General features: G+C 45.8%; 15 protein-coding genes and 2 tRNA genes. 7 read left to right on the top strand and 10 right to left on the bottom strand.

Translation table 11 applies throughout. The features are described from left to right. Window positions 1-37: 37 nt before the first annotated feature. Together EO95_RS11440 and EO95_RS11435 are read right to left on the bottom strand one after the other, a co-directional pair. Window positions 38-112 (bottom strand) — tRNA-Phe (locus EO95_RS11440). Window positions 113-229: 117 nt separating this feature from the next. Continuing rightward, window positions 230-303: transfer RNA gene (locus tag EO95_RS11435), tRNA-Val, on the bottom strand. 453 nt (window positions 304-756) lie between these two features. Between EO95_RS11435 and EO95_RS11430 the strand changes: the two genes are divergently transcribed. Together EO95_RS11430 and EO95_RS11425 are read left to right on the top strand one after the other, a co-directional pair. After that, on the top strand, window positions 757-1512 hold the full coding sequence (locus EO95_RS11430; protein WP_235282982.1) for an MBL fold metallo-hydrolase: 756 nt from the start codon (window positions 757-759) through the stop codon (window positions 1510-1512). Between the two features lie 160 nt (window positions 1513-1672). Beyond that, complete coding sequence (locus EO95_RS11425; RefSeq protein ID WP_048134806.1) at window positions 1673-2989, top strand: methanogenesis marker 16 metalloprotein; 1317 nt, start codon at window positions 1673-1675, stop codon at window positions 2987-2989. Between the two features lie 685 nt (window positions 2990-3674). On the opposite strand, the gene comE is transcribed toward EO95_RS11425, so the two are convergent. From comE to EO95_RS11410, 3 genes are all read right to left on the bottom strand, one after another. Beyond that, window positions 3675-4829, bottom strand: a complete 1155-nt coding sequence (comE, locus tag EO95_RS11420) for a sulfopyruvate decarboxylase subunit beta (protein WP_235282981.1) — start codon at window positions 4827-4829, stop codon at window positions 3675-3677. Between the two features lie 98 nt (window positions 4830-4927). Continuing rightward, a complete protein-coding gene (locus EO95_RS11415; RefSeq protein WP_048134813.1) occupies window positions 4928-6178 on the bottom strand; it encodes a cysteate synthase in 1251 nt (416 codons plus the stop codon). 342 nt (window positions 6179-6520) lie between these two features. After that, entirely contained in the window at window positions 6521-6979 is a 459-nt protein-coding gene (locus tag EO95_RS11410) for a hypothetical protein (RefSeq protein WP_048134805.1), read from the bottom strand. A 342-nt stretch (window positions 6980-7321) separates the two neighbouring features. Here EO95_RS11410 and EO95_RS11405 point away from each other — a divergent pair, with 342 nt between their 5' ends. Further along, window positions 7322-7531 (top strand): zinc ribbon domain-containing protein, encoded by a 210-nt coding sequence (locus EO95_RS11405; RefSeq protein ID WP_048134804.1) that lies wholly within the window; start codon window positions 7322-7324, stop codon window positions 7529-7531. A gap of 204 nt (window positions 7532-7735) precedes the next feature. Here EO95_RS11405 and EO95_RS11400 read toward each other — a convergent pair whose 3' ends face one another. Next, complete coding sequence (locus EO95_RS11400; RefSeq protein ID WP_048134803.1) at window positions 7736-8515, bottom strand: tetratricopeptide repeat protein; 780 nt, start codon at window positions 8513-8515, stop codon at window positions 7736-7738. Window positions 8516-8724: 209 nt separating this feature from the next. Between EO95_RS11400 and EO95_RS11395 the strand changes: the two genes are divergently transcribed. Next, window positions 8725-9165 (top strand): hypothetical protein, encoded by a 441-nt coding sequence (locus EO95_RS11395; RefSeq protein ID WP_048134802.1) that lies wholly within the window; start codon window positions 8725-8727, stop codon window positions 9163-9165. A 105-nt stretch (window positions 9166-9270) separates the two neighbouring features. Here the strand turns inward: EO95_RS11395 and EO95_RS11390 are convergent, their stop codons facing one another. After that, the gene (locus EO95_RS11390) at window positions 9271-10035 is read right to left on the bottom strand and encodes a tetratricopeptide repeat protein (RefSeq protein ID WP_048134801.1); all 765 of its coding nucleotides are present in this window, start codon (window positions 10033-10035) and stop codon (window positions 9271-9273) included. 458 nt (window positions 10036-10493) lie between these two features. Between EO95_RS11390 and lonB the strand changes: the two genes are divergently transcribed. Genes lonB through EO95_RS11375 form a run of 3 tightly spaced genes read left to right on the top strand, consistent with a single transcriptional unit; the run spans window position 10494 to window position 15258 of the window. Further along, window positions 10494-12602, top strand: a complete 2109-nt coding sequence (gene lonB / locus EO95_RS11385) for an ATP-dependent protease LonB (protein ID WP_048134800.1) — start codon at window positions 10494-10496, stop codon at window positions 12600-12602. Between the two features lie 2 nt (window positions 12603-12604). Continuing rightward, window positions 12605-13945, top strand: a complete 1341-nt coding sequence (locus EO95_RS11380) for a TldD/PmbA family protein (protein WP_235282980.1) — start codon at window positions 12605-12607, stop codon at window positions 13943-13945. 2 nt (window positions 13946-13947) lie between these two features. After that, window positions 13948-15258, top strand: coding sequence for a TldD/PmbA family protein (locus tag EO95_RS11375; protein WP_048134798.1), 1311 nt, complete (start codon window positions 13948-13950; stop codon window positions 15256-15258). Window positions 15259-15752: 494 nt separating this feature from the next. On the opposite strand, the gene EO95_RS11365 is transcribed toward EO95_RS11375, so the two are convergent. The 3 genes from EO95_RS11365 to EO95_RS11355 all read right to left on the bottom strand — a co-directional run bounded on the left by EO95_RS11365 (window position 15753) and on the right by EO95_RS11355 (window position 18557). After that, on the bottom strand, window positions 15753-16202 hold the full coding sequence (locus EO95_RS11365; protein WP_048134796.1) for a universal stress protein: 450 nt from the start codon (window positions 16200-16202) through the stop codon (window positions 15753-15755). Between the two features lie 823 nt (window positions 16203-17025). Beyond that, entirely contained in the window at window positions 17026-17964 is a 939-nt protein-coding gene (locus tag EO95_RS11360) for a nucleoside recognition protein (RefSeq protein ID WP_048134795.1), read from the bottom strand. Between the two features lie 134 nt (window positions 17965-18098). Beyond that, window positions 18099-18557, bottom strand: coding sequence for a universal stress protein (locus EO95_RS11355; protein ID WP_048134794.1), 459 nt, complete (start codon window positions 18555-18557; stop codon window positions 18099-18101). Window positions 18558-18563 lie beyond the last annotated feature (6 nt).

The following is an 18563-nucleotide window of genomic DNA, read 5'->3' as shown; positions in this document are numbered from 1 at the left end:
GTGATAACCGCTACACTACTGATGTGCTATGTTTTTATGGTGCCCAGACCCGGATTCGAACCGGGGACAACTGCCTCTTCAGGGCAGCGCTCTCCCACTGAGCTACCTGGGCAGGTAGATCTTATTCACCACTGAATTGCTCTTTAAGAATCAATCTTTAAAAGAGATGTAGTGCTTTTGATTTTTACCTTTCAGAAAAGATCTCCTGAAAGTTTTGAGTATCTTTGAGTGGGCCCGCTGAGATTCGAACTCAGGACCTCCGCCATGTCAAGGCGACGTCATAACCGGCTAGACCACGAGCCCTCTAAGATGCGTATTGCTTCGGTTCCTCTTACCGCAGTGCAACACCATAGTACGCATCATCATTTATATAAGTTTTGGGTGGTTAGGGGTTTTTCTACTTGAATCAGCCCTTCGAAAAGCAAAAATTTTACATTGTTTGTATCCGCTTATCCCTTATGGGTTCTAATGAGGAATATTTTTTAAGAGATTCGGTTTTCCAACCAGCATTGCAAAATTCCTAATTTTTCCTCTCTATTTATGTAATTATGTAATTATGTAATTCCGCAAATGCCATCTTCAGATCCATTTTCCACATGAAAAATATGACTCATCATATCGGATCAATGAAAACCATATATTAGATTATGGGATACATAAAAACCAACTAAAGAAAGGTTCAATATTCAGAAAACAGTTCAATCTGCAGCTCGGATAAATACTATATTTTTGCCCCTAATCCTCGGAGAATTCGGAATGATTTCCAGCGAAAACAACCGGCTAACTCGTGAGAGGTCGAGAAGTAACAGACCAGAACGCGATAGGCCTTATACTGTAATTAATGTCCCAATGGGGCACTCAAACTCCTATCTGATAATTTCAGGTGGTCAGGGACTCCTTGTGGATGCAGGATGCCCGGGCAAAATCAAAAATGTCCAGACTGCCCTTGAACAAAATAATCTCATGTTTACGGATATCGTTCTGGTCATTCTTACCCACACTCATTATGATCATACAGGTTGTCTTGCCGAAATAAAAAAACGAAGTGGGGCAAAAGTTCTGGTCCATGCATCAGAAAAAGGATACCTGGAAAAGGGCATGACTCCCTTTCCAGGAGGCACCATGTGGTTCTCAAAAATCATTTCGGGAATAGGAAACACCCTGATGGTCTCTAAATCAAAATATCAGCCCGTCAATCCCGATATAGTGGTAAGGGGTGACTATGACCTTGGAAAATACATCCCTGGTGCAAAAGTCATTTCCACCCCTGGCCATACTGCAGGCTCGATAAGCCTTGTGATCGGAGATGAAGCCGCATTCGTCGGAGACACTCTTTTCAATGTCATGCCCTGGGGCGTCTTTCCCCCTTTTGCAAATGACATCCCCGAACTTCTAATAAGCTGGAAGAGGTTGATTGCAGCAGGCTGCAGGACATTTTACCCGGGTCACGGCAAACCCATAACTCTCCAGAAACTGAAGGCTTCATACGAAAAAAAAGACAAAGAGAAGTGAAGATGAATTCCAAGTTAAGAATTTCGAGTTAAGAATTTCGAGTTTATCCTACCCTTCGAAGTCGCTAATTCCAGGGTTATTCTTCCCACAAAAGTATCTAATTCTCAGGTAATCCTTCTCCCTAAAATAGGATGAATACAATATTTCCGCTGAGGGTAACATGAACGGAGCATCGGACAATACAGATAAATGTCGGACAATCCCCGAGATCCAGGCAAAAATAGACGCTGGAGAGGCTGTGGTCCTTACGGCTGAAGAACTCAGCGCAAGGGTCAGGGCAGGGGAGGAAATCAGGCTAGAAGATATTGATGTCGTAACTACCGCAACCCGCGGTATTATGAGCGGAACGTATGCAGTTCTCTCTTTCAAAGTTTCCGAACCCGATTCTTTTGTACGAGCCTCCAAAGTCCTGCTGAACGGAGTGCCGGCAGTCGTTGGTCCCTGCCCGAACGAAAGGCTTGGGGTCCTGGACCTCATCGTACTCGGGACCGCACACAGCGAAACAGATTCACGCTACGGAGGCGGGCACCTCTTACGGGAACTGGTGGAAGGAAAAAATATTCCAGTGGATGTAACTACCAGCGAAGGAAAACGCTTTTCCGTTGAAACGGGGCTTTCTGAGATGCCTTTTGCACGGCTTTATGCAACCAGGCACGCTTTTAAGAATTACCGGGCTTTCGTAAATCCGGGAAAAGAGCCCATTAAAACCATTTTCCATGCCCTGCCCTTTGAAGGCGAGTTCAGGGAAATGACCTTCTGCGGCTGCGGCGAGTTAAACCCCATTCAAAACGACCCCAAACTAGAGACCATAGGCATAGGGACAAGAGTACTTATCAATGGAGCCGAAGGGTTCGTTACGGGTCAGGGCACCCGCAGTGCTCCGGATAATCCAAACCTTGCCGGTTTTGCAGACCTGCACGACATGACCCCTGAATATATGGGAGGCTTTGCAACTTCCGCAGGCCCCGAAATCATTAACACATGGGCTATCCCCATCCCGGTCCTTTCCGAGGGGATGCTGGAAAATATCCTTAAGCTGGACAGCCAGATCCCGCTCAAGCTGGTAGATCTTGCAGGCAGGATTCCCCTCTGCGAGATCACTTATGGGGATGTCTGGGATAACACAGACCTGAATGTAAAATACGAACCCGAAAAATGCATTGACTGCAAGGTGTGCTGTGTGGCTGAGGCATGTCCTATGGGTGCGGTAAGCAAAGGAGAAAATGGAGTTGTACACGACCCTGAACTTTGCTTTAACTGCGGGCTCTGCATCTCAAGGTGCAGAGGAGAAGCCTTCAGCGCAAACCTTGGTACTGTCAGCTGTACAACCGGAGGCTGCCTCAGAGATATCAAAGTAACCCTGCGCCAGTCGGACCGTGCAAGAGCGGTAAAAGCCGCAGAAGAACTTAAAGAACAGGTCCTTTCAGGAAAATTCAGGATCAAGGAACCTGTGGAGAGAATAAGCTGGAGAGAATAAGGCTTAAGAAAATTAAGCCGAATTAAAGCTTAAAAGCGGCGAATAGTAGTAAAGCGGCGAACTGAGGCGGTTAAATAAAATATCGGGATTTCCGCCTTTTTACCTGCCTTTTTGCTCTATATGCAGAACTGTGTGGATTATTATGGATCTTTCTGCCCCATACAACCATATTCGCCAGACCGGATCGTTCCTGTCACGCTCGACACGGGAGAGCGGTCTTTCCGATAAGAAAGAAAAGAGAAAACAAAGAGTAAGAGTGATGTGAAAAAGCAAATAGTTAAAGCGATAGAAAAATTGGCAGGTGCTGCAACAAACAAAATCTAATGTTATTTGGGATACTGTCTAAAAAACACTCTTCCTCTCTTCTCTTTCAAATCTGTTTTTCTTCTTTTTTTGCAGGGCCGCCAGACAAGCTGGCGGAAGCGCTTGTATTACCCATGAATTAAAAACCAGCCTCAGGGGTAAAGAAAAATATTCCCTCAGCCCGTGGACATTTTTTCAGCTTATTGTCCCTCTCTAATGAGATGTCGTTTTGTTGGTCGCTTTTTATCTGGCTGACGGCAGGCCCAGACCCAGTGCGGCGCAGGGAGAGAAAACTGAGAGATTCTTTCCCCCGGGGCTCTGGAATAGATTAACCAGTTAATCAGACCCCACCAAAACTTTTCTTTTCAAGAAAACTTTCCTTTTAAAGCTTTTCTGAGTCCAGCGCTTCTTTGAAGCGTCTTGTGGTTTCTTCCGGGCTCAGGGGAATGTTGGGAGCTGCCGTGTTTCCGGGCTTAAGGATCACATGGATAAAGGATGTTTGCCTGGCATTAAGAGAATCTTTGTACACGTATACAAGCTCCTCTTCCGTGTTGACCTTATGCGTGTTCTGAATTCCGCAGGCGTTTGCCAGGATTTCCAGGTCAATGTAGCGGAGGGCGCAGGTTTCCTGGGAGCCTGTAGAACCGTAGGCACCGTTGTCCAGGGCTACGATGACCAGGTTTTTCGGAGCTTCCTTCCCGATTTCCAGGAGGGCGTTAGGGTTCATGAGGAGGCTTCCGTCCCCATCGAAGACCACAACCTTCCGGTCCGTGCGCAGGGCAAGGCCGAGCCCGATGGAGGAGACAAGCCCCATGGACCCGAACATGTAAAAGTTAAGGTCCCTGTCTCTGGCAGCGTAGAGTTCCTTGCAGGGGACTCCAAGGTTTGTTACGGTGATTTCTCCGTCCAGTTCGGCTGCCACGGCAGAGATTGCATCGTTCCGGATCATGCGGGGTTCAAGGACTTTCTGGGTCAGGCGGAATTTGCAGATCCTTTCTTTCTTCGGCAGCTCCGGGGAATTCCGGGCTTCCCAGGCACAGCAGTCCGAAGCTTCCCACACTTTAGGAGAAACCAGAGCTATGTGGGGCCTGGAGTTTTCAAAGGCATCTTTGATCACATTTTCAAGGAGAGGGAGCTTTTCAGCTTCGTCAATTATCGTGTATTTCAGCCCTGCCCCTTCCAGAATACCGGGCAAGTGGGTTCCCAGGGGGACCTGCGCTTCTATGGCTTCTTTGTAAACGCCGCGCCAGCTTGTCAGGATAGGCAGGGGTATTTTACATGTTACGTTCAGGGACTCAAGGACATTGATCATATTCCCGAGCCCTGTGCTCTGGATAAGCATCATGGGCTTTCCCCCTGCAAGGTAGGCCCCGGCACAGATCCCAACCCCGCTTTCTTCCCTGGTCAATTTGATCTCGGGAAAGTTTTCCGAAACCAGAGGGAGCAGATTTTTGATCCTGTCACAGGGAAGCGTTGCAGCAAGGTCAATACCTGTTTTTTTCATGATTGCTATTACTTCTTCTTCCGGGTTTACCACGTAAATACCTCTTAAGCTTATTTTTCTCTTTTTCTTACAGGTTTTCAGAACTCAGATCAAAACCAGGACCGGAACTCAGATTAAAACCCAGCAGGAACTCAGATATTCAGCTCCTCAAGCGGAACGTCAGAGTCCCGGACAGTAACTTCAGGTTCCACCTGGAAAAGTGTGAAGTCTTCCTTCAACCGCTTGAAACCTCCGCCTGCAATATTCAGGAGAATGGTGTCATCTTTTCCGACATTTCCGGCTTCTACGGCTTTTAACAGGGAGGCAGCCGCAACCGCAGATGGGGGCAGGATATCTATACATTCAAGGGCCTCAAAAAGCGCTTTTGCTTCAAGGGCCTCCTCTTTAGTAACTGCATACATTATCCCGTCCGTCTCGACAAGTGCATCATAGAGCCCACCTGTTACGGAATATGGAGGTGCACGGTTGGTAAGCACAGTGGCGTAGGTCTCTTCGATCTGTTTCTTTGCATCTTTCATGTCAATTTCGGGAATTATCTCTCTTCTTCCTGCCTGCCATGCACTGTACATGGGGACGAAAGGAAGGTTCTGGGCAAGCTGGAGCTTTGGAAGTACGGAGCCAAAACGCCCGTCGGCTCTTAGGCGCAGCGCAGCTTCCCAGGCTGAGATCCCTCCTGTGCCGCTTCCGACAGCCTGGAAGTAGTGGTCAGGCATCCTTCCTATGGTTACGGCTGCGTCCAGCATTACAGTGCCCATTCCTTCTCTTCGGGCAACATTCCGGGCTCCCCCTTCGGGGACCATGCCGGGAAGTTTTGCAATTCTTCCTGCAAGGTTGATAGCATCGGTATAATCGTTCCCCGGGGTCATACTGATAAGGTGAATGGAATCGGTTGGTTCTTCCGGCAGCCAGAGTTTCGGAATGCCTGAATCAGGAACCACTATATAAACATCCGTTCCTGTAAGAGCCGAAGCGTGTGCAAATGCCCTTCCCGTATTCCCTGCAGAAGCAAGGACAATGGCTTTTCCCCCGGATTCCTTGAGAAGCTGCATCGTAGGATGGGCTTCGAGTTCTTTGAAACTGCAGGTTTTGATAAAAGCCCCTTTCTCGGGCCAGTATCCGCTGAACCCTATGTAAAGGTTCGAAAGCCCCAGTTCCCGCGCAAGAGCTTCACTTTTATACGTGACGGGTCCGGATTCGGTAGTAAGCTCTTCCTGAACAGGAAGCCAGGAATGAAATCTGCCTATCCCGGACTGGTCTCTGAGCTCAAGCCTTTTTTCAAAGTATTCCGCCCGCAAAAGGGAGTCGTCATCCTCACAGGTTAGCCTGTATTCCTGGCCGTATTCTCTTCCGCATTTCAGACATTTTAATATGAATCGTCCCATTGCTATCAAAGAAAATTGGGTTTCTTTTGCTAAATATATGTTCCTGAAACCAGGATATAATGTCCCATATGTGCCATTGCATGTGGCGAATCGCCGTATCGGGATAATGGGTTGTAAGGGATGGAAGAATACCCTGGGAAATAAATTAAAAGAAATAAATGAGGTGGCGAGATGAGATGGCGAGAATGGATGATCGATCAGGGGCAGGAATGATCACAAAAATAAAGCGTGAAAGATGGCTCAGAAGAGATCGCAGAAGATGTTGCAGAAGAACGTGCGGGGAAGTAGTTAAGAAAGTAACTGAAAGTTTGGAAAGCTGCGGAAAGTTTAGGCTTAGACTATTCAGCTATAAAAAATATATGGAGTAGCTCTGGCATGTTCGATATTTTGCCTGGTCCTGTCAGGGTAAACAAGGGTAAGTACGTCCGGCTGCATCCCTAACTTTCTGGAATCATGCAGGTAAAATTCATCATTTTGTCTGGAAATGTCCTTTATGTGGATTACGGCACTGGTTCTCTCTATCCTCTGGATCTCTATGTTCTCAAAATCAAAAAAGATCTCCTCCAGTTTAGGCTCAAGATGTCTGCTCCCGAACAGGAACATGTAAGCCTGGGCGAAGGGACTGAGGCTATATTTTATCTGGACATCAGCATCCGTCTTATCAAATTCTATCACCATACTGTCAATATGGATATATTTCCCTTCCCTGAACTGCTCCATATTAACTCCAGGTGATACTTTTGCAGCCATTAAAGCAGCCGAGATTATCAGGGCAATTGTAATTATAGCTTTTATTTTCATGTGTCTAACGCTTTATAGGTATTCTTTTCTAATATATTTATTTCCTGCAAAGATTTGCTCCCTTAAGGAAAAAGTCCGGTTGATCTTCCGTATGTCCAGACCAACTTTTTATCTGAAGATATAATAATCATCCCTTTCATTCAATAATCATCCCTTTCATTTTTGCATCTTCTTTGTTTTTCCCGGATATGGTCTTATCAGAAAATCCTTTAAGTTCTATCTCTCCGGCACAACCCATGGTTTTTTTCTTTTCGCTCCCGATTTTTGCAATAATATTAAATAGTGCAAGAATAAAGCTATTCCATCTCAGACTACCTGAAAAAACAGAGTGAGGCTAAAAAAATGAGCAAAAATGTTAATTTCATCTGCCCCAAATGCGGGAACACCTCCTACGAAACCGGCGAAATCCGTTCCACAGGCGGTTTCATCAGCAAAGTCCTCGATATCCAGAACAAGAAATTCACCCACGTCACCTGCAAGCGCTGCAAGTACACCGAATTCTACCAGGCAGACAGCAGCATGCTCGGGAACATCTTCGACCTGTTCACGTAAAATAAGCGAATCGGGGAGTTTTCAGCGCCCGAGTCCCGTCTCGGGAGGACGGTGTCCTTTTCGCTGCGCTCAAGAGGACTGAATTACTTCTAATCTGACCCATACAACCATATTCGTCACATCAGGCCGTTCTTTATCCGCTTTCTTTTCAGGTGCGGGCAAATTAGGGCACAGACAGCTATTCAGGCTGCGAGGTTTTAGATCTCAGAGTGCTTCTACCTTTTTCCGCGTGAGGCTGATTTCTTCCTTGAGCTTTTTGTTTCCAGGGTCTTTTTTGCTCAGGGTTTTCAGGATCTCAAGCGCTTTTTCGAAGTTTTCTTTTGCCTCTGCTTTTTGCCCTTTTTCTGAAAAGAGAGTCCCGAGGTTGTTGAGGGTCATTGCTGTGTCTGAGAGGTATTCCGGGTTTTCCGGGGAGTTTTTGAGGAGGAGTGCGTAGTTTTTGAGGGCATATTCGTATTTTTCTTTTGCTTCATCTGCCTGCCCCATTGTGAAAAGCAGTTCTCCGAGGTTGTTCTGGGTGTTTCCGGCGTACATCCGATAGAATTCTTTTTCGGGATGAAAATCGAGTTGTTTCTGGGAGATTTCGATGCCAGTTTCATAGCACTGCTGGGAGGAGGGGAAGTCGCCTGCCCTCTGGAAGATGTTTCCGAGGTTTCCAAGGTTGTTGAGGTTCATGTGGAGGGTATCAATGTAGAGTTTGTTTTCCGGGTCGTCGGAGAGTAGTTTTACGCTGGTTGTTAAGGAGAAGGTGTAGGTCTCCATGGCTTCTTCAAGCCTACCCATGGACTGCAGCAGCTGCCCTCTTACTTTTAAGGTGTGAAACAGGATAGCTCCGTCTTTTGCTTCATGTGCGGCTTTTTCGGCTTTCCGGAGAGACTCAAGGGCTTCTTCGGACTTTCCTTTCTGCATCAGGTCCAGGGTTTCGTTGAAGCTGTTTACTGCTTCCTCTCTCAATTTCTTGGGCTTCTCGGGCGTTTCGGGCATATTAAAAAAAAGGCTTTTAATGTTTTATAGGTTGTGTTATAGCCTGCGTTTTTTCCTCAAGTCCCTGCCTTTTTCCCAACTCCTATATATGTTATTAAAAGCTTAATTATAGATGTCCAAAGTTCCATATCTTTCTTTAACCCATGTTTTCGGGATATTTTGCTGCTTATCGACATTAGAATAAGATATATGCAGGTAGGGGGGTCAGCATGGACAGGGAAGCAGAGAAAGACAAAAGGAATAAAAGTTCAGGCAGGGGTATGAGCAAAGCTGCAGGAAAAAGCAAATATGAAAAACTGTACGTGATACTCGTTGGTATCTTCCTTGCAGCCGTCTTTTTCTATACTTATTACATAGGCCAGTTTCTCTGGGGCATAGTCATTGATATCCTGATCCTGAGGCTTTACTTCCTCATGCAACAGGAACAGCGCTATTTCATTGAGTCTGACCTAAATGAAGAGAAAGCCGGGACCCCACATGACCCACGGATGAAGCGGAAGGTCAGGCTTGTAAATGTCCTGATAACTTTATTTGTACTCGGGATCATCGTCTACTCATATTTTTCTTTGCAGTTTATCTGGGGGATTGTAGTTGGACTAATGATCCTTCTCTATGTTCACATGTTGCTGTTTTCTGAGAAAAACCTGTAAGGCAAACCTGTAAGATAAATCTGTAACTGCACTATCAAAGACCTTCTGCACTATCAAAGACCTTCGAGCCTTAAATTCCTTCGAGCCTTAAATTCCTTCCAGCCTTTAGAGTCCTTCCAGCCTTTCCCTTGTCAGGGTGATGGCTTCTTTGATTTTTTCGTTTTCAGGCTGCTGGGCTAACAGATTTTCCTGCATTTTGAGGGCTCTTTTAAGGTTCATTTTTGCAGTTTCGGCTTTTTCAGGTTCCTGCTGTTTGAGGCAACTTCCTAACTGGCTGAGCGCGACTGAAAGTTCTGCCTGATAACCAAGGTTTTCGGGCTTCTCATTAAATAGTTTTTCGTAGGTTTCGACTGCTTCATTAAGGACTTCACAGGCTGTATCCAGGGAACCGGACTCTGTGAGGAGAGAGCCGTAGTTATTCAGGTTTTCTCCGGCATAAGAGTGGAAAACAGCATTTTCAGGGTTCTTTGTGATAAGGTCCGAATAGATTTTGCGGGCGCAGGAATAGGATTCGGCAGCCCGGTCTCTTTCTCCGTTCTTTCTAAGGAGGTTTCCTGTATTACTAAGGGTTGTGCCCATATAATGCTGGTAATCGGCATTTCCCGGATCGGTTTTCAGGAGTTCGGAACCTACTTCAAGGGCTCTTTCATAGGTTTCAAGGGCCTGATCATACTCTTTTGCCGAGTAGAGGATACCTCCGCGAGTAAAGAGAATATAGTAAAGAGCATCTGTGGATTTCGCCTGCCTTGCAGACTTTTCAGCTTTATCCAGGGTTTCGAGGGCTTTATCCAGTTTGCCTTTCTTGATCTGGGTTACAGCACTGTGAATCTGCTTCAGGAGGAGAAGATTTTTTACCTTGCTTCTGGACATAAGATAAAAATCCCCTTTGTTTTTTTAAATAGCTGTCGATATCGGTTTGCAGAAACTGGATGAACCCCTCAACGCAAAGTTCCTTTGAAGATGATGTTTAATTATATATAGAGGATGTAGCATACGTATGTAAAAAATATCTTAAAACCCTCTTGTATATCAATTTGGTAATTGATTTTCTGATCAAGTTTTCGACTCAAATGTCCAGCTAGCAAATGGTATATAATAAAAGGTTTCTATATACTGTATATACAACGGCAGGTTAATTTTATATACAGCAAGTTTATATAATTAGCCGAAGTACGGTTGGGGTTACAGTAACTTCAGGAGTATGTTATTGTAGCAGCCGTTTTTGCCCATAATTCTACCATTAAGTTTGTTGTTTTTTCAAAAGCGTCAAGTATATAATCTCGATCAGATAACGTCTATCCAATAACGTTCTAATATGTGAGCTAACCATGGTGTATAATAATAATCAGAACATAGACGGGTCTTCGGAGAATATGGACAGGAAATCCCCTGAAGTGGACGATGCTGTTCCAAACATGGACAGACAATCCCCTGACGTGGTTAGAGCTGGTCCAAAAGTAGACACGTCTGCGGCCGACCAGACGAAGGATGAACCTACTCAGGTCATGGCCGAGTCTGAGTTAAGTGACGAAATAGACGAAGATGACATAGGCTTCCAGTTTGAAGACACTTCAAACATAGAGGTCCCAAAACTCCTTATTGACCAGGTGTTGGGACAGGAACATGCAGTGGAAGTCGTAAGGAAGGCTGCCAGCCAGAGACGGCACATCATGATGATAGGGACTCCGGGAACAGGAAAGTCCCTGCTTGCAAAAGCAATGGCAGAACTTCTCCCAAAAGAAGAGCTCAAGGATATCCTTGTATATCCTAACCTGGAAGACCTTAACAATCCCAAGATCAGAGAGGTTCCTGCAGGGAAGGGCAGAGAAATTGTCATGGCTCACAAGATGGAGGCAAGAAAGAAAGCCCAGGCCCGGAACATGCTTATGATGCTCTTTGTTTTGGGTATTATCATCTATTCTTACTTCGTCGCCCAGCTGCTCTGGGGTATCATTGCAGGCATTATGATTCTCATGTTAACCCGCCAGTTCCTTCCCAAAGAGGAAATGATGATTCCGAAAATGGCGGTTTCAAATTATGACAAGGAGCACGCACCCTACATCGATGCAACCGGAGCCCACGCAGGAGCTCTGCTTGGGGATGTCAGGCACGACCCCTTCCAGTCCGGAGGGCTTGAGACCCCTGCACACGACAGGGTAGAAGCCGGAGACATCCACAAAGCCCACAAAGGGGTGCTTTTCATTGACGAAATCAATACTCTCAGGCTTGAGTCCCAGCAGAGCCTCCTGACTGCACTTCAGGAAAGGGAATACCCGATTACCGGGCAGTCCGAGAGAAGCTCGGGAGCTCTTGTTAAGACCGAGCCTGTACCCTGCGACTTCATTATGGTCTCTGCAGGGAACCTGGATGCAGTACAGAAAATGCACCCTGCACTCAGGTCAAGGATAAAAGGCTACGGGTACGAGGTCTACATGAGAGACTCCATGGAAGACAGTCCCGAAAACCGGAAGAAACTGGTTCGCTTCGTTGCCCAGGAAGTCGTCAGGGACGGGCACATCCCTCACTTTGACGAAGGTGCAGTAGAAGATATAATCAGGGAAGCCAGAAGGCGTGCAGGCAGGAAAGGCCACCTTACTCTGAAGCTCCGTGACCTTGGCGGGCTTGTGCGTGTGGCAGGAGACATTGCCCACTCCGAAGGGGCTCCAATCACAACTTCCGAGCATGTGCTTGCGGCAAAGAGGATCGCAAGGTCCATCGAACAGCAGCTTGCAGACAGTTACCTCGAACAGCGCAGGGACTACGAGTCCTTCATGAGGAGAGGTTCTGCTGTGGGTAGAGTCAACGGGCTTGCAGTTATGGGCGGAGATTCAGGAATCGTGCTTCCCATCGTATCCGAAGTCACTCCTGCTCTTTCCGGAGCCGAAGGGCGAATTATTGCAACAGGCAAGCTCAAGACCATTGCAAAAGAAGCGGTGCAGAATGTATCTGCCGTGATCAAGAACATGACCGGCACAGACATTTCCCGCCACGATGTCCACATCCAGTTCGTAGGGACATATGAAGGCGTGGAAGGGGACAGTGCATCGATTTCCATAGCAACTGCCGTAATCTCTGCGATCGAAAAGATCCCTGTGGACCAGACTGTCGCAATGACGGGTTCTCTTTCTGTCAGGGGAGATGTCCTGCCTGTTGGCGGGGTCACCTACAAGATCGAAGCTGCAGCCCGGGCCGGCATGAAGAAAGTCATTATCCCAAAAGCCAATGAGGCAGATGTTCTTGTTGAAAAGGCATACAGGGATAAGATCCAGATCATTCCTGTTTCCTCTATTGCGGAAGTAATGGAACACAGCCTTGTGGGCCCGAGAAAGAATACAATTATCGAAAAACTCAAAAATATTACAAAACTTAGTTTCGATATTCCGGAAGTATCACCCGCTTCCGTACAGTCCATGAACCTCTTCGGGTGCAGGAACTAATTATGAAAGGCATTATGCAGGACATAAAGTTTTATGACTGCAGGGTGATAGAAGGCAGTTCCACTTCTGTCATCCTGGATAACGGAAAGATCGAAGAAATATCCAGAAACTTCACGAGGGGGGCCGGAGTAAGGGCCCTCTGCGGAGGTTCCTGGGGTTATACGGCTGTTGAAGGGGATATCGACCTCAAGCGAGGGGTCGATGCTGCCTCAAAACTTGCTTTTTCTATGAATGCGAGCACCCCTAAAGAAGAAGTCGAACTCGCAGCCGTAAGTTCTCCTGATGTAAAGGACCTTCCTGAAGTCAGGATCGACCCGAGAGACATTGCAATTGAAGAAAAAGTAGACCTTTTGAAGAGTATTGAAGAGCATGCAAGGATTGCAGGCGTTCACAGTACAAAGGTAATGTATCTCGAATCCGAATTTAAAGTCCAGTACCGAAGTTCCGAAGGTCTGGAATGTGAATATGAACTTTTGAATGTCGGTTTTGCAGTCTCTGCCGTTGCTTCGGAAAACGGCGTCTACCAGGCAGGCAGAGAAAGCCGTTTCGGGTATGGTTATGAGCTTTTTGAGAAAGAAAACGTCCTCGAACTTGCCGGAAATGCAGGAAAGACCGCAATTGAGCTCTTGAAGGCTAAAACCCCTAAAGGTGGAGAAATGCCTGTAGTGCTTGATCAGGAACTTGCAGGAGTATTTGCCCACGAAGCTGTAGGACATGCTTCGGAAGCCGACCTTGTGCTTGAAGGGGATTCCATTCTTGAAAACAGGATTGGAGAACAGATTGCATCCCCGCTGATAACGATGATAGATGACCCTACTCTGCACGAATTCGGGTATTATCCCTTTGATGCCGAAGGTTCCGAATCAAAAAGGACCGAAATAATCAGGGACGGAGTTTTCAATTCCTATCTTCACTCCAGGGAAACCGCAGCCAAACTCGGGGGAACTCCCGGAAACTGCAGGGCTCAGGGCTATTCCATGCCTGTTGTCAGGATGAGCAATACCTTCATTGACAACGGTGATTCTAAATTTGAAGAGATGCTGGAGGACGTCAGAGACGGCATGTACCTTGTAGGGTCAAGAGGCGGACAGGTAAACACCGGAGAAGGCATATTCCAGTTCAATGCCGAAAAAGGGTACCTTATAAAGAACGGAGAGCTTTCCGGGCTCTTAAGGGATGTCTCCCTCTCAGGGAATACTCTTGAGATCCTGAAACATGTAACCCATGTGGGCAATGACCTGAAAATGACTGCCGGAAGATGTGGAAAATCCGGACAGCTTGTGCCTGTATCTGATGGTTCTCCTCATATTGCAATCTCAAAAGCCCTTATAGGAGGTGCCTGAAAGTGTACGAGCTTGCAAGAAAAGCCCTGAAACTGGCAGAAGAAGCTGGGGCTGAAGAAGCTGAAATTTATTACGCCGCAAACCATTCAACAGGCGTCAATTTCAAAAAGGATTCACTTGAAAACGCTAAAGACCGTTTCTCGGAAGGCCTGGGAATCCGTGCCATTGTAAACGGTGCAGTGGGCTTTGCCAGCACCAACTTTGCAGGAGACCTCGAGAACGCCGTAAAGATTGCGGTTGCAGAAGCCAGGGTTAGGGAAAATGATCCTGACTGGGTAGCCCTCCCTTCCAACGGGAAATACCCTCAGGTCTCAGGCATTTTCGATAAAAAGATTGAGGCTCTTGAACTTGAAGAATGCATTGGCTATGCCGTAGAACTCGTTGAAGGGACAAAAGAGATGCCAGGTACGCTCCCTACTTCAGGCGGCTTTACCCGTTCAAAGAGCAGGCAGCTTATCCTGAACACAAACGGGATCGAAATTGAAGAAGAATCCACAGCAGTTTCCGGTTTTGTTGATGTGATAACCGTAAACGGGGACACCTCTACAGCCTATGACTTTGCGGTTTCCCGTTCCCTTGACATTGACTTTTTTGCGCTCGGGAAAAATGCTTCCGATCTTGCCCTGAAATCCAGGGGCGGAATAAAAATAGAGCAGCAGAAAACCGATGTTATCTTTCATCCATTTGCCTTTTCGGACATCCTCGAAGAAGCACTTGCTCCTTCAATTGATGCGGACAATGTGCAGAAAGGAAGGTCCGGCCTGATAGGGAAGCTCGGGGAAGAAGTAGCTGTCCCGGAACTGTGTATTTATGATGACGGGCTGGTTGAAGCAGGCATAGATACCTCGGCTTCGGACGATGAAGGTGTTCCTTCACAGCATACCACAGTTATTGAAAACGGTGTGCTTGAAACCTACCTCTATGACAGCTATACCGCAGGAAAAGCCGGTGTGAAAAGCACAGGAAACGGCTCAAGGTCCTCCTATACAAGTCCTCCCTCAGTAGGGCTCAGGAACTTTGTTATCGACTACCCGCAGGAAGATATTATTGCAAATACTACCTCCGGAGTTTTCGTAAACACGATTATCGGTGCCCATACTGCAAACTCAATTTCCGGGGATTTTTCCGTAGAAGCCAGAAATGCCTTCACAATCAAGGACGGAGCCCTGGATAAGCCTATAAAATCTCTCATGATCTCAGGCAACGCCTTCGAACTCCTGAAGAACATCACAGGTGCAGGCTTTGACGTAAGGAAAGTCGGAGGCATAATCACGCCTTCAATCCGGGTTTCCGGCATGAGTGTAATAGGATAAGAGTTAATATCTTAAATTACTGCAGCTAAGTTTTTTGACCTCAAAGGCTCTGTTGTTAAGAACTTAACCTCGTGTTGTTAAGAACTTAATATTGGAGTAAGCTCCTGAGGTCAACTTTTTTTCTGAAAATTTGATCCGGTTTTTACGTATCCTGGTAATTTCGGGTTAATTTCAGGTCAATTTCGGGTTAATTTCAGGTCAATTTCAGGTCAATTTCAGGTCAATTTCAGGTCAATTTCAGGTCAATTTCGGGTCAATTTTTTTCTGTTTCTTTTTAACTACTCGGGTTCTATAGAGAAATTCTAGAAAACGCCTTCACATGGTCCGGGAAATATGTTTCCTGATCTCAAAAGTCTGTTTTGAATCCAAAATAAATATGGTACCTCCACCAGCTTGTCTGGAGGCTCGTCGAAAAAAGAGAACGAAATAAAAAAGAGAACGAAATAAAAAATTTGAAAAATAATGAAAAGAGCATTTTTCATGTAGACTTTACTTTATTTCGGGAATTCGCCTCTGACCACGAGTACAGGTGTCTTTGAATGCCTCACCACGTTTTCAGCTACACTCCCGAGCAGGAACCTGTCGAGCCCGGTTTTCCCGAGTGTTCCTATCACAATCATTTCGATGCCATTCTGTTCCGCAAATTCTACTATTTTATCTGCGGGGTGTCCTTCCAGAAGTACAGATTCCACTTCTACTCCTGTAGATTTTGCGGTATCTTCCACAAAACGCGTAGCTGCTTTTCCTTCATTCCTGAAGTGCTCCATGGCAGCCTTTTCCCAGCCAAAGTCCCTGGCAGAATGGATCGTCGGGACTACCACATATACAGCGTAAAGTTTAGCTCCACTGAGCCTGGAAATTTCAATCGCCGTATCAACCGCTTTTTTGACGAGTTCCGAACCATCGGTTGCAACCATTATTTTTTTATAAGTTCCCTCTCTCATACCAAATCCCTCTTTTTTATTCTCCGGTCTTATTTTTCTGTTAGCCTGTGATCAGCTCCGGCTTTCTGAAGTATTATCCGGCACAGACCCCCATCTGATCGGCGCATATGTGCGTGTCAGTTATACCTGCATCACATTATATGCGATCCAAATTTATACTATTCCAATTATTATACGTCGCTTTTCCATATAATCTTAAGTGATTTATACCGTCCTTTGGTATTAGAACTGAAATACATTTTACGAAATATCTTTGGCAGAGATTCTTTACTCCTTTTGTTTCTACCTTAGACCGTTTTATTTTTATAAAGGTACCCGGATTCCTCTATTTATGCGCTAATAATTCTTTTAATTCACCATTTCAGGATAAAAACTCTTGAAACTTAGTGATTTCCTCTTTATTATGGCACAAAAAGGCATTATCCTAATTATGTGCCAAAACGCTTATATATGGCTTAATCCTCTGAGGTATTTGGTGAACGGGTAAAGCTCAAAATCAGATATTGTTGCTCATATTCAAATCCAACATATTTTAACCTCCTCCAAAAACCCCCGTTCACTGATTTGCTCATTATATTTTTAGTAAGTTTATGCAAGTAAACTTGAGTTCGATTTTGTATATTTTTCTTTCCTTTGAATCGCTCTTCTCATATTTTTTTAAACATTGCCCTATGAATAAGTCTTTCTCAGGAAACACTTCCCTGCTAAGGGTAACCTTCACTGTCCTGGAAACTTCTATTTGCCCGGGATACCCGGTACTATTCTCAACCTGCTCTTCTCGGTTCTTATACTGTTTTAGAGAACTTATGCAATTCCTGGTGCTTCAGGAAGCCATACTCAGCAGTAATAACAAAATTACAAGCCTTACAAATATGCTTATTGCCGTAGAATACGCAACAATCTGGACTCCAAGGCGTGTCCCGAAAATAGCTACTTTTTTTGGGAGCTGGCTGCGGATGGCAAAAATCGGGAGCATGAACATACTGCCAAGCATAAGCACGATCATTGCCTGCACATTTGTTATCTCTCCTGAATGGATCATGGGACCGAGAAGTGAAATTCCGAGTATAGGGCTTGCAACGTAACTTGTCAGAGGGACAATTGTCTCCGGGGGTATTTTAAAAAGCTCGGCAAGGGGAAGCACACTGAAAATCTCGAAAGCTCCCTGCTCCTGAAGGACAAAGATGATGGTGGTTGCTATAAGGTAAACTCCTGCAATCTTCAGAAAAACCCTTAACTCTTTTTTGAACGCACGTTTAAACGCGGTCTTCAAAGACACTTTTTCCGTACTCCGGGTCTCAGGGGCTCTGCAGGAATTGCCTTTAAGAAAAAGCTTGCTTGCAACCGCAATTACCAGGATCTTAAACACTGCAGTGACCACAAATACAAAAGAGTAAAATCCCCCTACTACGAGACCTAGCGCAGGCAGCACGATAGGAATCTGATAGGTGAAGAGTTCACGAAAATAGGCAGGGGTTGCATTCATCATTGAACAGAGCACGGTCTCCCGGTCGTTAAGGCAGTTTTCCTTTTTTGCCTGAAAAAGCATACTGTTTGCAGCAACAGCAGATCCGATTGCCACAACGAAAGCTGAAGCACAGGTTTCTGGCAGGTTCGTATAGGCAAAAATAGGGCTTACAAATTTTGAGACCTTCTGCATCAGGCCGAGTTCCACAAGCACGCTGGTACCCATAAGCCCCACAAAAATCATAAACAGTATCGGAAGCGCAAAGTCCAGTACGTTGAGGAAAAGTCCTATCATTGAAAGTTATTTGGGCCGGGCAGGTAAATCAATCTATCCCGAAAAAATCCGGGACTCCTGCCCTGAAAAATCCCAGCTTTTATATTTAGTTTTTTAACGTTTAGCATTTTACACTTAGCGTTTTACATTTAGTTTTACTTTGCTTCCATTCCCTTTACAACCAGTACGGCTTTCCGGGAATGCCTCACCACATTCTGAGCCACGCTTCCCAGCAAAAACTTCTGGATTCCGGTCCTGCCGAGTGTCCCCATTACGATAAGGTCGATGTCATTTTTTTCTGCAAAATCGATAATCTCATGCGCAGGACTTCCTTCAAGGATAACGGATTCAACTTCAACATCCGCAGCTTTTCCTGCGGTTTCGACATAAGCTGTTGCTTCCTTTCCTTCGGTAGCGAGATGCTCTTTCATTGCTTTTTCCCACCCCACATCTCTAGGATGAGCCATCGACCCCCCTCCCGAAGAGACAACATATACGGCATAGAGCTTTGCCTCGCTTAGTTTTGCGACTTCAACAGCAGTATCAACCGCTTTTTTGACGAGTTCCGAACCATCGGTTGCAACCATTATCTTCCTGTAAATATTACTGTTCATACCTGA

It is taken from the genome of Methanosarcina sp. 1.H.T.1A.1 (assembly GCF_000979295.1).
Taxonomy (GTDB): domain Archaea; phylum Halobacteriota; class Methanosarcinia; order Methanosarcinales; family Methanosarcinaceae; genus Methanosarcina.
This window is presented reverse-complemented; position numbering and strand designations above follow the sequence as displayed.

Coding starts and splice junctions, on each gene's coding strand:
- EO95_RS11430 (WP_235282982.1), top strand. CDS start 757: ATGATTTCCAGCGAAAACAACCGGCTAACTCGTGAGAGGTCGAGAAGT.
- EO95_RS11405 (WP_048134804.1), top strand. CDS start 7,322: ATGAGCAAAAATGTTAATTTCATCTGCCCCAAATGCGGGAACACCTCC.
- EO95_RS11395 (WP_048134802.1), top strand. CDS start 8,725: ATGGACAGGGAAGCAGAGAAAGACAAAAGGAATAAAAGTTCAGGCAGG.
- EO95_RS11380 (WP_235282980.1), top strand. CDS start 12,605: ATGAAAGGCATTATGCAGGACATAAAGTTTTATGACTGCAGGGTGATA.
- EO95_RS11410 (WP_048134805.1), bottom strand. CDS start 6,979: ATGAAAATAAAAGCTATAATTACAATTGCCCTGATAATCTCGGCTGCT.
- EO95_RS11425 (WP_048134806.1), top strand. CDS start 1,673: ATGAACGGAGCATCGGACAATACAGATAAATGTCGGACAATCCCCGAG.
- EO95_RS11365 (WP_048134796.1), bottom strand. CDS start 16,202: ATGAGAGAGGGAACTTATAAAAAAATAATGGTTGCAACCGATGGTTCG.
- lonB (WP_048134800.1), top strand. CDS start 10,494: ATGGTGTATAATAATAATCAGAACATAGACGGGTCTTCGGAGAATATG.
- EO95_RS11415 (WP_048134813.1), bottom strand. CDS start 6,178: ATGGGACGATTCATATTAAAATGTCTGAAATGCGGAAGAGAATACGGC.
- EO95_RS11390 (WP_048134801.1), bottom strand. CDS start 10,035: ATGTCCAGAAGCAAGGTAAAAAATCTTCTCCTCCTGAAGCAGATTCAC.
- EO95_RS11360 (WP_048134795.1), bottom strand. CDS start 17,964: ATGATAGGACTTTTCCTCAACGTACTGGACTTTGCGCTTCCGATACTG.
- EO95_RS11355 (WP_048134794.1), bottom strand. CDS start 18,557: ATGAACAGTAATATTTACAGGAAGATAATGGTTGCAACCGATGGTTCG.
- EO95_RS11400 (WP_048134803.1), bottom strand. CDS start 8,515: ATGCCCGAAACGCCCGAGAAGCCCAAGAAATTGAGAGAGGAAGCAGTA.